This is a genomic window from Clostridium sp. CM027 (genome assembly GCF_024730565.1).
Lineage (GTDB): Bacteria > Bacillota > Clostridia > Clostridiales > Clostridiaceae > Clostridium_AD > Clostridium_AD estertheticum_B.
This window is the reverse complement of record NZ_CP077725.1, coordinates 3,483,347-3,499,184: the sequence shown is the minus strand read 5'-3', so window position 1 is coordinate 3,499,184 and position 15,838 is coordinate 3,483,347. Positions and strand designations below refer to the sequence as shown.

At 32.3% G+C, this 15,838-nt stretch carries 14 protein-coding genes and 1 riboswitch; of the genes, 1 reads left to right on the top strand and 13 read right to left on the bottom strand.

The genetic code is table 11. The annotated features are described in order from the left end of the window. Positions 1–281 precede the first annotated feature (281 nt). The 13 genes from hemL to KTC92_RS16595 all read right to left on the bottom strand — a co-directional run bounded on the left by hemL (position 282) and on the right by KTC92_RS16595 (position 15,217). Positions 282–1,556: a glutamate-1-semialdehyde 2,1-aminomutase gene (gene hemL, locus KTC92_RS16655; RefSeq protein ID WP_220286075.1), complete on the bottom strand. Its 1,275-nt coding sequence runs from the start codon at positions 1,554–1,556 to the stop codon at positions 282–284. 35 nt (positions 1,557–1,591) lie between these two features. Beyond that, entirely contained in the window at positions 1,592–2,557 is a 966-nt protein-coding gene (hemB, locus tag KTC92_RS16650) for a porphobilinogen synthase (RefSeq protein WP_216301932.1), read from the bottom strand. Between the two features lie 94 nt (positions 2,558–2,651). Then, positions 2,652–4,109 (bottom strand): uroporphyrinogen-III C-methyltransferase, encoded by a 1,458-nt coding sequence (cobA, locus tag KTC92_RS16645; RefSeq protein ID WP_220286076.1) that lies wholly within the window; start codon positions 4,107–4,109, stop codon positions 2,652–2,654. A gap of 29 nt (positions 4,110–4,138) precedes the next feature. After that, positions 4,139–5,014 (bottom strand): hydroxymethylbilane synthase, encoded by an 876-nt coding sequence (gene hemC / locus KTC92_RS16640; protein ID WP_220286077.1) that lies wholly within the window; start codon positions 5,012–5,014, stop codon positions 4,139–4,141. 27 nt (positions 5,015–5,041) lie between these two features. Continuing rightward, positions 5,042–5,701 carry an NAD(P)-dependent oxidoreductase gene (locus KTC92_RS16635; protein ID WP_220286078.1) on the bottom strand — a complete coding sequence of 220 codons (660 nt, stop codon included), beginning with the start codon at positions 5,699–5,701 and terminating at the stop codon, positions 5,042–5,044. After that, positions 5,665–6,849 (bottom strand): glutamyl-tRNA reductase, encoded by a 1,185-nt coding sequence (hemA, locus tag KTC92_RS16630; protein WP_220286079.1) that lies wholly within the window; start codon positions 6,847–6,849, stop codon positions 5,665–5,667. The genes KTC92_RS16635 and hemA overlap by 37 nt, the downstream gene beginning before the upstream one ends. 30 nt (positions 6,850–6,879) lie before the next feature. Continuing rightward, the gene (gene cbiB / locus KTC92_RS16625) at positions 6,880–7,830 is read right to left on the bottom strand and encodes an adenosylcobinamide-phosphate synthase CbiB (protein ID WP_216302036.1); all 951 of its coding nucleotides are present in this window, start codon (positions 7,828–7,830) and stop codon (positions 6,880–6,882) included. 80 nt (positions 7,831–7,910) lie between these two features. Continuing rightward, positions 7,911–9,404 (bottom strand): cobyric acid synthase, encoded by a 1,494-nt coding sequence (locus KTC92_RS16620; RefSeq protein WP_216301928.1) that lies wholly within the window; start codon positions 9,402–9,404, stop codon positions 7,911–7,913. 134 nt (positions 9,405–9,538) lie between these two features. Beyond that, positions 9,539–9,715: riboswitch (cobalamin riboswitch) on the bottom strand. 229 nt (positions 9,716–9,944) lie between these two features. Next, entirely contained in the window at positions 9,945–10,598 is a 654-nt protein-coding gene (trmB, locus tag KTC92_RS16615) for a tRNA (guanosine(46)-N7)-methyltransferase TrmB (protein WP_216301927.1), read from the bottom strand. A gap of 67 nt (positions 10,599–10,665) precedes the next feature. Further along, complete coding sequence (locus KTC92_RS16610; RefSeq protein WP_187351393.1) at positions 10,666–11,283, bottom strand: site-2 protease family protein; 618 nt, start codon at positions 11,281–11,283, stop codon at positions 10,666–10,668. A 291-nt stretch (positions 11,284–11,574) separates the two neighbouring features. Next, positions 11,575–12,621 (bottom strand): hypothetical protein, encoded by a 1,047-nt coding sequence (locus KTC92_RS16605; protein WP_220286080.1) that lies wholly within the window; start codon positions 12,619–12,621, stop codon positions 11,575–11,577. Between the two features lie 46 nt (positions 12,622–12,667). Next, positions 12,668–13,678: a phosphodiester glycosidase family protein gene (locus tag KTC92_RS16600; protein ID WP_220286081.1), complete on the bottom strand. Its 1,011-nt coding sequence runs from the start codon at positions 13,676–13,678 to the stop codon at positions 12,668–12,670. Between the two features lie 162 nt (positions 13,679–13,840). Then, positions 13,841–15,217: a PhoH family protein gene (locus tag KTC92_RS16595; protein ID WP_220286082.1), complete on the bottom strand. Its 1,377-nt coding sequence runs from the start codon at positions 15,215–15,217 to the stop codon at positions 13,841–13,843. Between the two features lie 179 nt (positions 15,218–15,396). On the opposite strand from KTC92_RS16595, the gene KTC92_RS16590 reads away from it, so the two are divergent. Continuing rightward, positions 15,397–15,813, top strand: a complete 417-nt coding sequence (locus KTC92_RS16590) for a Fur family transcriptional regulator (RefSeq protein WP_165411623.1) — start codon at positions 15,397–15,399, stop codon at positions 15,811–15,813. Positions 15,814–15,838: the final 25 nt, after the last annotated feature.

Sequence of the window (15,838 nt, the reverse complement as noted above, 5' to 3'; positions counted from 1 at the left end):
AATTAAGTATTTATTCTTAATGAATGCTAACAAAAGTATATATCGCGTAAAATGCGTTTGAGTAAGCCTTAGTTATTCTTAATTTGTTTTAGTTTCAGATGCGTTAAGAAAAACACATGTTTGAGCGCTAGCGAGTTTGTGTTTTAAGCAACTGTAAATAAAATAAATTTTAGAATTACTTGACAAAGCGAACGCATCTGTAGCGATATATACTTTTCGTTATAGCATACAGCAAGAAAAAATTGATACTTCACATATTGCGCCTGTTATTCACTGAACTCTTATATTTTAAAACTCCTAAATGATTCTAAGAATTTTTCAATATCATTATCAGTATGCTTAACGCATAAGAATATTGCCTCAAATTGAGAAGGTGCAATATTTATTCCACTTTTTATCATATGTTCAAAGTATTTTGCAAATAGCGATGGATCACAAGTTTTAGCATCTTCAAAAGTTTTAACTTCACTCTTCTTTGTAAAGAATGCTGTGAGCATTGAACCACATCTATTAACTACCATAGGTATACCTTTTTCTTTTGCAATTTCTAGTAGTCCCTCTTGAAGTTTTTCTGAAAGCTTCTCCATGTGCGCGTATTGACTAGGATTATTATAAAGCTTAGTTAATGTTTCATATCCTGCTGCCATTACCACTGGATTCCCAGACATAGTTCCCGCTTGATAAACTGGTCCCATAGGAGATAATAACTCCATTATTTCTTTTTTCCCACCATATGCACCACAAGGAAGTCCCCCTCCCATGATTTTTGCATAAGTTACTAAATCAGGAACTATTCCATAAATACTTTGTGCTCCTTTATACGCTACTCTAAACCCACTCATTACTTCATCAAAAATAAGTAGACTCTTGTATTCATCACATAAATTTCTAAGCTCTAATAAAAATTCTTTTTCAGCTGGTATAACTCCCATATTTCCTGCTACTGGCTCAATTATTATACAGGCAATATCATCACTATATTTATCAAACAATGCTTTAACGCTGCTAATGTCATTGTAATTTGCAATTAATGTATGTATAATACTTTCCTCAGGAACACCTGCTGAACCTGGTATTCCCGCGGTCATTACTCCTGAACCGGCTTCAACTAGAAAGCCTTCAAAATGTCCATGGTAGCAACCTGCAAATTTTATTATTTTATTCTTTCTTGTATATCCCCTTGCAAGCTTAACTGCACTCATTGTGGCTTCTGTACCTGAGTTAACCATTCTAATCATGTCTACACTATCTACAGTGCTACAAATGTGCCTTGCGAGTTTTAGTTCTAATTCTGTAGGTGCACCAAATGCAATAGCACTGGTGCAAGTATTTTGTATAGCTTTTACTACATCATCATCACTATGCCCAAGTATCATAGGTCCCCAAGCGCATACAAAATCTATATATTTATTTCCATCTTCATCATAAATATATGCCCCCTTACCTTTTTTAATAATTGGGGGAGTTACACTTACATCTTTAAACGCTCTAACTGGACTATTAACTCCACCAGGCATATATTGCTTTGATTCATTAAATATATCTAAATTTCTCATCGTAATTTCCTCTTTTCTAAATATTTAATTTCTAATTATCCCTTAATCCATCTACATAAATCAAGTGCATAATAAGTGATTATCATATCCGCTCCTGCTCTTTTCATAGACATATGCATTTCCATAGCTACAGCTTTTTCATCAATTAATCCCATTTTTGCAGCTGATTTTACCATAGCAAATTCTCCACTAACACTATAAGCTGCTATTGGCACATCATGTCTATCACGAGCCCATCTTATTACATCTAAATATGATAATGCTGGTTTTACCATTACAATATCTGCGCCCTCTTCAATATCGCATTCTATTTCTCTCATAGCTTCTCTGATATTTGCTGGATCCATTTGATAAGTTTTTCTATCCCCAGACTGTGGCGTTGAGTTAGCCGCTTCTCTAAAAGGGCCATAAAACGCTGACGAGTATTTTGCACTATAAGCCATTATTGATACATCTTTAAATCCATTTCCGTCTAAAATTTCTCTTATTGCAGCTACATGACCATCCATCATGTCAGATGGTGCTATCATGTCCGCTCCAGCTGCAGCATGAGATAATGCTATTTCTGCCATATATTTTAAACTCTTATCGTTATCTACTTTCTCGTTTTCTAATATTCCACAGTGTCCATGACTAGTATATTGACACATACATACATCCGTTATTATAACTAATTTTTTTGATATCTCTCGTACCTTTTTAACTGCTCTTTGAACAATACCATTTTTATCAAAGGCCCCACAACCTACTTCATCTTTATGATCTGGTAATCCGAATAAAATTACTCCACGTACGCCCACTTCTTCAACTTCTTCAATAATTTCATGAAGTCTATCTAATGAAAAATGATAATTCCCTGGCATTGAAGATATTTCTTCTTTAATATTTTCACCTTCTACTACAAAAATAGGAAATATAAAATCTGATGGTGTTAATATCGTTTCTCTTACTAAATCTCTTATATTACTTGTTTCTCTTAATCTTCTATTCCTTTTGAACACAGTTATCCACTCCTAATTAAATAAATTATCATTTTATCCACAAATTGTTATTAATTCATCACCTGCGGTGCTGTAAATCATCTCTAAATTAACATTACATTTTTACAAGCTTGCTTATAACCCCTTCTGCACTATATTCATCACATATAATAGATTCTATACCATTATCTGAAAGTTCCTTTGCAGTTATAGGTCCTATAGCCAGTGCCGCTTTCGATTTTATAACTTCAATACCTACCATTGTAATCATATTTTTAACAGTCGACGGCGAAGTAAATACTATCAAATCTACATCTTTTATTTCATTTTCATATCTTAATTTACCACAAACCGTTTCATATGTGAAAACTTCATCCACGCTGCAGCCAATACTTCTTAATTCTTCTACCAAATAAGGTCTTGCATCTTTAGATCGAGGAACTAATATTTTATCTTTCGCCTTTACGTATGTATTCATTTTCTCAAACAAACTTTCAGCAACAAAATGATCTGCAACTATTTCTGGCATAATCCCTCTATTTTTAAGAGCGCTTGCAGTGGCTGGCCCTATGGCTGCAATTTTAGCTTTGAGCTTCCTAATATCAAATTCAATATCCTTTAAGTAATCGAAAAAGATATTCACTCCATTTACACTGGTTAAAGTTAAAAAATCATAGCCCGCAAGCTTTGTTTTATAATCATCTAAATTATATGAAGTGTTTTTAAATTCAATGGAATTTATCTCAAGTACTTCTGCACCTAAATCTATTAATTTTTCTCTTAATTCCTTTGATTGCTCTTTTGAACGAGTTATACAGATGTTCTTCCCGAATAAAGGTTTCTTCTCGTACCAATTGAATTCATCATTAAATTTAATTACTTCCCCCACTACGATAATGCAAGGAGATGATATTTCTGATTTTTGCACCTTGCATAAAATATCTTCTAGCGTTCCCACTACCTTCTTCTGCTTTGATGTAGTTCCTCTCATTATTACCGCGCAAAGAGTATCTTTACTTTTTCCATTGGATATAAGATTTCCTGCAATCTTTTCTAGATTTTTAAAACCCATCATAAAAACCAAAGTTCCGCCAAGCCTTGCTACCGCATTCCAATCAATATTAAGTTTTTCTGCGGTCATCGCAGTGAATATATGGAAACTTTGAGCTATCCCTCTATGAGTGATAGGTATCCCAGCATAATTGAGCACTGCTATTGGTGAAGTTATTCCTGGTATAACTTCAAATTCAATGTTCTCTTCAAGAAGTGCTAAAGCTTCCTCTCCGCCACGTCCAAATACAAATGGATCTCCGCCCTTAATTCTTCCAACTACATGTCCTTTTTTAGCGAGCATTACTAGCATATCATTTATCTCTTCCTGAGTTTTATAATGACAGCCCGGCTCTTTTCCACAATAGTATATTTCACATTCCGCTTTTAAATATTTAAGTATACTAGTACTTGCTAACCTATCATACATAACTGCAGTACATTTTTCTAGCATTCTTATTGCTTTTAGGGTTATTAGTTCCTCATCTCCTGGACCGACTCCCATTAAATAAACCTTTCCCATTAGTATCCCCTTTCTACTTTTTAATATGATTAATTATCTTCTAATATTTTTTTAGCTAGATCAGCACCTAGCTTTATATAATCATTTTTATCTCCTGAAAGTTGTTTTTTCACTATTTTCCCATCAACTTCAAACACGCCAAGCATGTGCATAGTTTCTCCTTCAAAATAAGCATATGCTCCTATACAACCATGGCAATCCCCATTAAGTGTCGCCATAAAGCTTCTTTCTGCGTCTACGCAAATTCTAGCATCGTAGCAATCTAATTTTCTAATCATAGATACTTGTGGATGGCTTTTAACCATTTCAATACCTAATGCACCTTGGGCTATTGCTGGTACAACTTCCGTTGGTTCAAAATAGTTAGTAATTATCTTTTCCATACCTAGTCTTTTTAGTCCCGCAGCCGCTAGGATTATGCCATCTAGGTTTTCCTTTTCTATTTTTGCTATTCTAGTCTGTACATTACCTCTTATAGGTACAATCTCCACATCTGGTCTTAGTATCTTAATTTGAGTGCCACGTCTAATACTACTAGTTCCTATTCTTGCGCCCTTAGGCAAGTCATAAAAACTAATGTTGTTAAAGGCAACAAATGCATCCCTAACATCTTCTCTAACTGGAATAGCCACTATTTCAAACTCCTCTGGTATTTCGTAGGGTACATCCTTCATACTATGTACTGCTATATCAACTTTTTGCTCCAGCATTGCAACCTCTATTTCCTTTACAAAAAGACCCTTACCTCCTATTTTATCTAAAGTTACATTTAAAATTCTATCTCCCTTAGTCTCAATAAGTACCTTTCCAGAGTCAATATTAAATTTTTCTTTAATCATAGCCATAACTGTATTAGCTTGTACTTGTGCAAGTTCACTTCTCCTAGTTCCTATATTAATTTTCAAAATTTATTCCTCCTTTAACTTCAACTTTCAATTCTCAACTATCCCAAATTCAGCTCCATAAAACATTTCTAAAATAGTATTTTGCACTCCCTTATTATAGAAAAAGTAGAAATCTTCACTACATACAAAATTCATAATTTCCTTTTTGACTTCACTCTTCTTTACCATATTTCTCATGCTACATGTATAATTTATAAAACCTTCATACTCACAAATTTTATCTTCTATGACTTTCGACATGAAAAGTGTTGTTTTAGGGCTACCGTTTTTAGTATGTAATGCAAATTTCATATTGGGTGTACTTCTTTGAACTGGTGTTACAAATAACCCTTGTTTATAATCCCCGCAGTGTACATATAGTTTACTTTTTCTATCGCAGTATTCTTTTATACCATCATTTGTCTCTATATTATCTGTAGCAATAATTACAATATGATTCTGATCCACATATCTTTCATCGTATTCACCCTTTATTAATTTTAGGTTATAAATATTTTGTAGTGTGTAAAATTCTAGGCAAAACTCTTTTGATACTACAGTAATATTACAACCTTCTTTTGAGAAAGTTTTACATTTTATAAGAGCTGCCTCTCCCCCACCAACTATAAGTATATTAATCTTATCTGATAGCAGTGAAATCATGGTATAATTTAAACCTGAAAAATCCTGCTTATTATGTCCACGCATTCCTTAGACCTCCCCTTCAAATGTTCCTCCTTTAACACCTCTATAGCTTTGTTTACATAGGCATTTGAAGTACTCTTCAAAAGTATCTCTGCTAATTTTTCATTATCCTTAGTCTCTTTCTTGTGCTTAAAAGTCTCTAGTCTTTCTTTGTAAACACCTTCACCATTGTGTTTTAACTTTTTTATAAAAGGCGATAACTCTTCCATGGTTTTCCACTCTATATACTCTTTTATAGCTTCATCCACAATGTATCTATTATCCCTCATAGAGGCTTCACGTCTTTTGTAGTTGGCATCATGGATATCGCCTAACATATCTATGTCATACACTTCATATAAGGGGTTTTCACTTACTATTTCTTCAATGTCCCTTGGTACAGCTAAATCAAATAATAATAAGTGTTTGCTCGGTAACTCCTTTAAGTGAACCACAGTATGAGGGGCCGTTGTACAAGATATAACACAATCCACCTTTTCATAATATTTATGTATGTCGTTAAACGGTATCATTTTCACCCTCGGATCTTCTATATTAGCCTTATGAATATCCCTAACTGCAATATATAGTAAATTTATTTTCCCCTCTAGTATATATTTTGAAGTTAATTCTCCTACCGCTCCATAGCCTAAAATCATAAAATTTTTGTGTCCCCTATCTATTGCTTCTTTAACTACCATAGAAGATGAAGAAACCGGTATCTCACTTATTTTAGATTTATTTCTAAACTTCTTGCCACAAGCGATAGCATTTTCAAAAAGTCTTTGAAGTTCCTTTTTAGTTGATTTTGAACCTTTTGCAGCTTCATAAGCATCCCTAACTTGCCCTAAAATTTGGTCCTCTCCAAGTAATAGTGAATCAAACCCACAGACCACATCCATTAAATGTTGTATTGCTTTTTCTTCCTTATAATTTTCTACACACTTTATTAAAGACCTATCCCAATTTAATGCCTTAAAAATCTTATCAACAATCTCTTCATCCTTAGATTTAAAATATATCTCTGTCCTGTTGCAGGTACTTAAAATAACTGCCTCTTCGCAAATATTTAAAAGTTCCTCTAAGCACTTTCCTTGGCGTTTTGGTATAATTGAGAGTTTTTCTCTAATTTCTATTTTCACATCATGCTTTAGCCCTATAAGTTGTATCATTATATCATCTCCAAAAATACATCACTATTACTAATATTTCATATATACGCATATTTCATATAACATGCATATTATTATTAAATAAAACATTGCCCCATACATTAATTTTATTGTATCTATTATATGTTCTTTCCCCAAATCGTTTATTTTGTTTCCTATTGTTGGTTTATACATTTTTTCTCCAAAATATTCATTCGTACCACCTAGTCTAACTCCCATAGCCCCCGCTGCTGCTCCTTCTGGATAAGCACAATTAGGACTTTTATGATTTTTTCTATCTCTTATCATCACTTTTATACTGCAAGCAATATTTCCTCGAACAAGTGGTGATGCCAAACAGATTAAAAATCCTGTTATTCTTGCTGGTATAAAATTAAATACATCGTCTGTTTTAGCTGGAAAGAAACCAATATATTTATATTTTTCATTCATATATCCAAGCATTGAATCCATGGTATTTATGCCCTTATACATCATAGCTAAAGGTGCTCCCCCTAATAATGCATAGAGAATAGGGGCTATAACACCATCTGCTGTATTCTCTGCAATGGTCTCCACATCAGCTCTTACTATTTCATACTCAGTAAGGGTTTTTGTATCTCTCCCTACAAGGTACGATAATTTAACTCTTGCGTCATAAATATCATTATTAACTAAAGAATCATAAACCTTCTTACCTTCTTTATGAAGGCATCTAGCAGCTATTGTAGTCCAAAGCAATATTATATTGAGAATATGGTACAACCAAAAAAACTTATTAGAAATCCTCAAAATTATAAAAGGCACTAAAAAACTAGAAAGTGCTACTATAACTACAATAATTCCGCCAAAAACTTTAATTTGACCATTAGTTTTACATATCGTTCTGCCTAACTTATCTAATTTAGAAATAAGCTTTCCTATATAAATCACCGGATGTTTAAACCAATATGGATCTCCAATTAATAAGTCTAACATTACCGCTAAAATTAAATCTATTATGTTCGTCTGAAATAGTATTGCCATTTTAATTCCTCACTATCTTATACTGTTATAATTTTTTAAATAGTTGTTAACTGTCCCTAACTTTTTCTTTTTATTCCTATGATTTTATAGATTGAATCCATATCTACATTATCTCTAACTATATCTGCTAGCTTGTCTAATTCTTTTTCTCTTAGATTTTCATAAACCTTAGATTTTTTAGGTTCCATAGCTTTTTTTACCCTTAAAGTATTAATCATATGTTCTCTAAACTCTACTCCATCAAAAACTCCATGAATATATGTACCCATAACATTTCCACCTGCATTTATTGCTCCATCGAAGGATGACGTATCAGAACCATTCTTATCATAGATTTCAAAAAGTGGTTTTGCATTATGACCATATTTACAAATTCCCATATGTATTTCGTAACCATAAGTTTCTATACTAGTATCCCTAATGTTAATGCTACGAGCCTTTACTCTTGTAGTTATTTTCTCATCTTCAAATATTGTGTCTACGTCTAAAAGCTTCATACCCTCTGTTTCTTTTGAATTTCCCTCTAAGCCATTAGGGTCACTTAAGCTATTTCCTAACATTTGATAGCCTCCACAAATGCCTAATACGTTACCTTGTACACTATATTGCTGAACCGCTTCTGCAAGTCCCGAATTTCTTAAAGAAATTAAATCATCAATAGTATTTTTTGTTCCCGGTATGATAAGGAGGTCTGGTGTGCCCAATTCTCCTTTAGTTGTAACAAATCTAACTGATACATCTTCTTCAGCCTTTAATGCGTCTAAATCCGTAAAATTCGATATATGTGGAAGCTTTATTACAGCAATATCAATAGGTGCAGTAATTTTTTTGTTAAATTCTACTGCACCATCTTCATCTTCGAGTTCCAATCTAAAATAAGGAACTACTCCTGCACATGGAATATGTATAATATCCTCAAGCATTGTAAGTCCTGGCTTTAAGATTTCTAAATCTCCTCTAAACTTATTAATAATAGTGGCTTTAACTCTTTTTTTCTCGGCCTCATTAAGCAAAAGCAAAGTCCCTGCTAGTGACGCAAATACTCCACCCTTATCTATATCTCCTGCGAGTATCACAGGTGCATCTATAAGTTCCGCCATTCCCATATTCACTATATCTCTATCTCTTAAATTAATTTCTGCTGGGCTACCTGCTCCTTCCATTACTATAATATCAAACTTCTTCTCTAATTCTTCAAACTGCTTTTTTAACATGTCTTTGAATTCCAATTTCATATTATGATATTCCATAGCTGTACTATTCCCAAAAACCTTTCCATTAACGATAATTTGGCACTTTTTATCCGAGGTAGGTTTTAATAAAATCGGATTCATATATACCTCTGGCTCCAATCCTGCCGCATAGGCTTGAAGCACCTGCGCACGTCCCATTTCTTTTCCATCCAATGTAATATAAGAATTCAATGACATATTCTGTGACTTAAAAGGACATACTGAAAACCCATCTTGCACAAAAATTCTGCAAAGTGCTGTTACTAATATGCTTTTTCCTACTGATGAAGCGGTTCCTTGAACCATTACTTTAGCCATTACTATTTCTCCTTTCTTCCTGCTTGTATTCTTATTTGGCACACAACAAAAAAACAGCAAGCTTGCGCACCTGCTGTTATGTACAAATTTTTCATTGCACTAACTTGAATTCTACAGTTCTTTCCCGCCGAAAGCTTAATATTACTAATTTAGGCAGGTCTCCTGGCTCTTGATACACTTTCTCTTATCACTTTCCCTTTCAGGTAGTTATAAAAGATTTTCTCTCAATTACAGTAGCGGGGGCTGCTGTGGAATTACACCACATTCCCTTTTCACCTTACTAATCATATACTAAAGTAGCTGCATCCACTTTAGTGGCTGATTAATAATAGGCACCTAAACAAATCTATTCATTTTTAACTAATATAATTCATAATTTTCATTTTTAAAATTTTCAATTTAATACATTTCTATGTAATTAAGTTTATAGCATTATGTTAATCCTGTCAATAAATAAGAATCTAAAATGCTTAAGTCTCATATGGTTATAAGTTATCTCCTGCGAAGCTGCAACAGTTCCACAGGAGATGCATTAATTCGCTAAATTAATTTTGCCTGTAGAAACATAGCTTGTTTGCCTATTTCTGTGAATTTAGCTTCATATTCTGTAACTACGTTATCTTTAAAATCACTCTTATGCAAATCATAGGTTGAAAATAATATTTCAAACCCACACTCTTTGAAATAATCTACCGATTCTTCGAATAACTCTGTATCATCTGTTTTGAACCAAACTTCAGATCCCGGTTTTAAGAATTTCTTATAGCTCGTCAAGAACTTAGTATGAGTTAATCTTCTTTTATTATGTCTGTCTTTTGGCCAAGGATTACAAAAATTTATATAAATTCTGCTTATCTCATCTTTTGCAAACACATCATCAATAAGCATAATGTTCATTGGCATAAGACGTACATTTATGTCTTGTTCCCCTTCAACTTCTCTTACTTCTATAACTTTTCTAAGGGCAAATACCAGAACCTCATCTTTTAAATCAATGCCTACAAAATTGATATCGAGATCTCTCCTGGACTTTTCTGATATAAATCTACCTTTACCGCAACCTAGTTCTAGATGAATTGCATTGTTATTTTTAAACTCTTCATTCCATTTTCCTTTGTGATCATATTGGTCAGTTATTACAATATGACTAGTTTCCAGCTCTGGCCTAGCCCAATATTTTTTTCTTAAGCGCATATATTTTTCTCCTTACATTCTAAATAATAAAAAATCACTATATGATTTTCTTAGCTTTATATTAATATTAAAACATCCCTGCAATATTTAAAAATTGTTTAAATAACCATAACCCTGGCGCTTGCACGATATAAGTAAAAACTGATTGTCCACCAGGTAATATAGGCAATATTAACACCATAAATATTAAGAATTGATACCTATAAATTGTATCTGGTAAATTGTAAAAAAACTTTGGGAACAAATCCCTAACTATATGAGATCCATCAAATCCCGGTATTGGCACTAAATTAAGAAAAAACAAAATACAATTTAGGTACCCTGTAATTATTAAAATTTGGCTAATAATAGTATATAATCCACCATGAATTGGTGGAAATTTCGAAAATAACACAGTAAGAATTGCAAATACAAACCCTAGAATTAGATTAGCAATTGGGCCTGCAACTGAAACTTTCAAATCATCCTTATAATAATTTTTAAATGCACTAGGATTTGTCTGAACAGGCTTTGCCCAACCAAACCCTACTAATATAATCATAAGAAATCCCATTGGATCTATATGTGCGATTGGATTCAGCGTAAGTCTCCCTTGAAATCGTGGAGTTTTGTCTCCTAACCTATCTGCTACGATAGCATGCGCATACTCATGAAAAGTAAATGCTAATAAAATTGCGGGTATCATCAAAATCTTATTTAATATTTGTTGTGTATCCAAATTTATTCCTCCTTATACTCCTACATGGTAGGCAATGTTAATCGCTACTCACCTTGTTAATGCATCTTTGACTTGTTATTTTTTAAGATGTCTACTATCCTATTATAACAAAGTTTATTGTTATTTTGAATTGAATATTCTTAAAATAAAATAATATATTCCCACAACTATATCCTTATGAATTAACTTATATTTTCAGATTATAGAAAAAACCTTATCTTAAAAAGATAAGGTCTTAAATAAACATCATAGTATCGACTACTTAAAAAGAACAAAAGATACTTCTTTATCATTAACCAATGATACTATTCCCTTAGTATACAATTGCAATAATTTTCCTTTATAGCTAGTTTCAGTTCCAGAACTAACATCTTTTATTACAGCTTTCATTACATCATTTTGATAGACCTTACCAAGAGATGTAACAAATAGATCATTTTTTTTAGAAGGTTTTTGTAAATCAATCACTTTCCAATTTTCAGTATTTTCTAATGTTTTCCCATAATAAATTTTGCTTACCAAATTATCTTTTAATTCTCCAAGATACACATTGTCATCATCATCAGTGCCAATTAAAGTAAGTTTTTCTACACCTTTAATATTTATAGGTTCCTCAAGGGTGGTAGAATACATTTTATTATAGACTAATCCCTCGTATACCAAATTATCTTCATGGCGCGCTAATGCCATATTACTCACACTCTTTGGTATTGTATCAATTTTTGTAATCTCTTCCTCTTTGTCACTTCTATAGTCTCTGTCAATTCTATATATACTACTGCTACCACCTTCATTTAAAACCTGTATATAAGTAACACCTGTTAAAATTGATACTTGAATATCTTCTACTTCATCATTTGTACCAGTATATGCTAATTTTCCTATCTTTACTTTTTCACCTTTTGCTACGTCATAAGAATACAATACTAAATTGCTAGACTCATCATCACTTTTTTCTACTAAAAGCATTCTATTTCTATCTGGAAGCCATTTATAAAAAGAAATTTTGCTTCCATCTTCAGCCTCTATATTTTTAACCCTTCCATCCTTACAGTTAGCAATTTTTAATTCTTCATTCTCATAATAGCATAAATGTTTAGCATCATAGGATGCTAATATATTTTCTACGTTTGCTGGCAATGTAATATCAATATTTTTTAATTTATCGCTTTTATTTTCAACAATTTTTTCCGTAACCATTTTTGAATCAGTAGCTAAAAAATAATGATCTATATAAAATAAACCTAAACATTGCATGGATAACGAAAATATTATCCATATACTTATTCTTTTCTTCCAGCTCATAGTTTCTTCTCCTTTAATTTAAAATGTACTATGCTCAAATTTCACTTTATTGCCTACTCTCCACATAAATAATTGAAGGTATAGATCTTTCTCCATAGCTATCGCTAGGATTGTTTATAATTTCATCATCATAAAACAATGTAGAAGAAGAACCTCCATCTAAATTAGTAGCATTATAAGCCCCATAATCATACAATATATCTTGCACCTCTCTTAAATTAGCACCTAAACTACCTATCTGTCTACCATCAATAACTAATAATATTATTGCACCATCTTTCCTTTGTCCAATAGCTGTTCTAGGTGCTATCCCCTGACGTCCGTCACCCGTATTTATAGTTTTATGTCCATTAACTATAAGTGCCGGACCAAAAGATACTGCTTCCATCACTTCAAGCTCTTTCATCTCTTTAATTGAATGAGCTCCAACTAATAAATTTCCCGATTTAGTAAATGCTACAACCTCTGTTTTTTCATTTTCATTTTTTATATCATTAAAAATTTCTTTACCATTAGACATTATAATTCCTGTTGGATTCGCTCCCGTTCCTGTCCATTTTTTGTCACCAGCTTTATCTGTAAACGCGCCAGCATTAACCGCTGCAATTGCATTATTATTTTTTGCAATATCACTAGTTAATTGCCCTTCTTCGCCGAGCTTACTACTATACCCTACTTTTAATCTAGTCGCGTCACTGATTACTAACACATGCCCTTTATATTTTGTCCCTTTAATATCATATCTTTCAATACTATTATCATCTTTATTTTCTACATTTACGCCATCCGAGTTATTTTGAGCTATAGTTTCCACTACTTGGTCCTTCATAATTTCTTTTATTTTTTCATCGGATAAAAATGATGTTGCTAGCCATTGTAATGTAAGAGTGGTCATTGCTGCGCCTACCACTGTAGTCTTTACATTTTTAAACGGACCATAATAAATCATAAATGGGCCTGTAATAGCTGTAAAAGTTAATTCAAATATTATAAAAAATAAAACAAGCGTGCTTTGACTTCTTTTTTTTCTCTTCCCACATTTTTCTATTTTTTTCATCTTTCCCATCCTTTTCTTTATTATGTACTATCATATTATACAATAAAACTATATATTTTAACACATCTTTTAAATGTAATTTTTGTGAATATAAATATCATATGATAAATTAATACAAAAGAGAGTATAAATTTTTATACTCTCTTCTATAGAATTAAATTTTTATAATTTTTTAGAGCCTTCGTATGCTAGGGGCGACCTCTCGCATTCATCATATTTCAAAGTTACTTGATAACACAAGTCACTACCCTTCATTTTTTCAGAGGCATAACACAAACCATTTGACCTTGAATCAAGAAAAGGATGATCTATTTGTTCTGGGTCACCTATAAGAATCAACTTAGTTCCCTCTCCAACTCTAGTTATTATTGCTTTAACTTGTTTCGGCGACAAATTTTGTGCCTCATCTATAATTACCCAATTTTTAACTATGGACCTTCCTCTAAGATAAGCAACAGCTTCAGTAGTTATAATTCTCCTATCAAACAAGTCATTTATTTTATCTAATAGTTGCTTCTCATTTTTGTAACGTTCTTTTTCATCAGATTCCACAAGTATCTCTAAATTATCAAATATCGGCCTCATGAATGGTGATATTTTTTCTTGTTCTGTACCCGGTAAAAACCCTATTTCCTCATCCATAGTAACATTGGGTCTGCAGATTAAAATCCTTCTATAATGTTCATTACTATCCTGTAATATTTTTTGAAGTCCTACCGCTAATGAAAATAATGTTTTAGCTGTTCCTGCAGGTCCTTTTATAATTACGAGTGGTGCTTTTACTGAGTCAGCGCTTAAAGCTTCCAGCATAAATTTCTGACCTACATTTCTTGGCGAAACTCCTGAAGGTTTACTTTCCTTATTATAAAGAGGTACTACATTTTTACCATCATATCTAGCGAGTGCTGTTTGTTTAGGATTTTCCATTGAATGAATTATTAAAAATTGATTTGTGTATAAAAATGGAGTGGTATATTCTTCTGTTTCCTCATCATATTTAAGTAAGGCACCAACTTCCAAATTTTTTTTACTGAAAAACTCCTGAAGCTTTTCTGGAGATACAAATACCTCTATTCTTCCTGTATACTGATTATCATATTCCGGTACAAATTTTTCATAAAAATCTTCTACATTAATATCTACGGCATCTGCCTTTATTCGTTGGAAAATGTCTTTGGTTATTAACCATACATCCTCGCCTTGCTCTTTAAGCCCTTTACATACCTGCAATATTCTATTGTCAGCTTTTTCTTTATTCCAAGAATCAGGAATTTTGGTATCATAATGATTCATCTCTACTCTAAGTCTTCCTCCACTTGTTAAATCAATACCCTCATTTAGTTTCCCCTGCTTCCTAAGTTTATCAATAAGTCTAGCCGCATATCTAGCATTAGCCCCTAAATCACTTTTATCTTTCTTAAAACTATCTAATTCCTCGAGTACCACTTCAGGTATTATTACATCATTATCTCCAAAAGATAATATGGCGCTTGGTGAATACAAAATAACATTTGTATCTAGTACATAGGTTTTTTTCAAAATGTCAGCTCCCCCTTTCTCTATTACTAATATATGTTACTTATCCTATAAATGAATTAAAAATAAAATAAAATTTGAAATTCCTATTAATTCTAAATATATTATTTTTTTGACAAGTAATAGTTTTTATTATATAATAAAACCTACAACAGATTTGATAACATTATAGGATGGTGTATATGGATAACATTACAACAATTTTTAAAGAGAAGAAATTAAAACTTACACCTCAACGGATTGCTGTTTATAAATATTTGCAATCAACAAAAGAACACCCTTCTGCAGAAGTGATTTACAAAGCTCTGCAACCAACGTATCCTACTATGAGTTTAGCTACGGTTTATAAAGCATTAAAAACTCTTATAGAAGTTAAATTAATAATTGAACTTAATGTAGGTGAGGGTAACTTTAGATATGATGGCAATGTGTCTTCACATCCTCACATACATTGCATAAGTTGTGGCAGGGTTGATGACATAGAAGGCATTCGTTTTTCAAATATACGCGAAGATGTAAAGCAGCATACTAGCTATGAAGTTTTAGAGAGTAAAGTATATTTTTATGGTTTATGTGAAAATTGCAAAATAATTAAATAAAGAAAGAAGTATGAAATTAAATTCA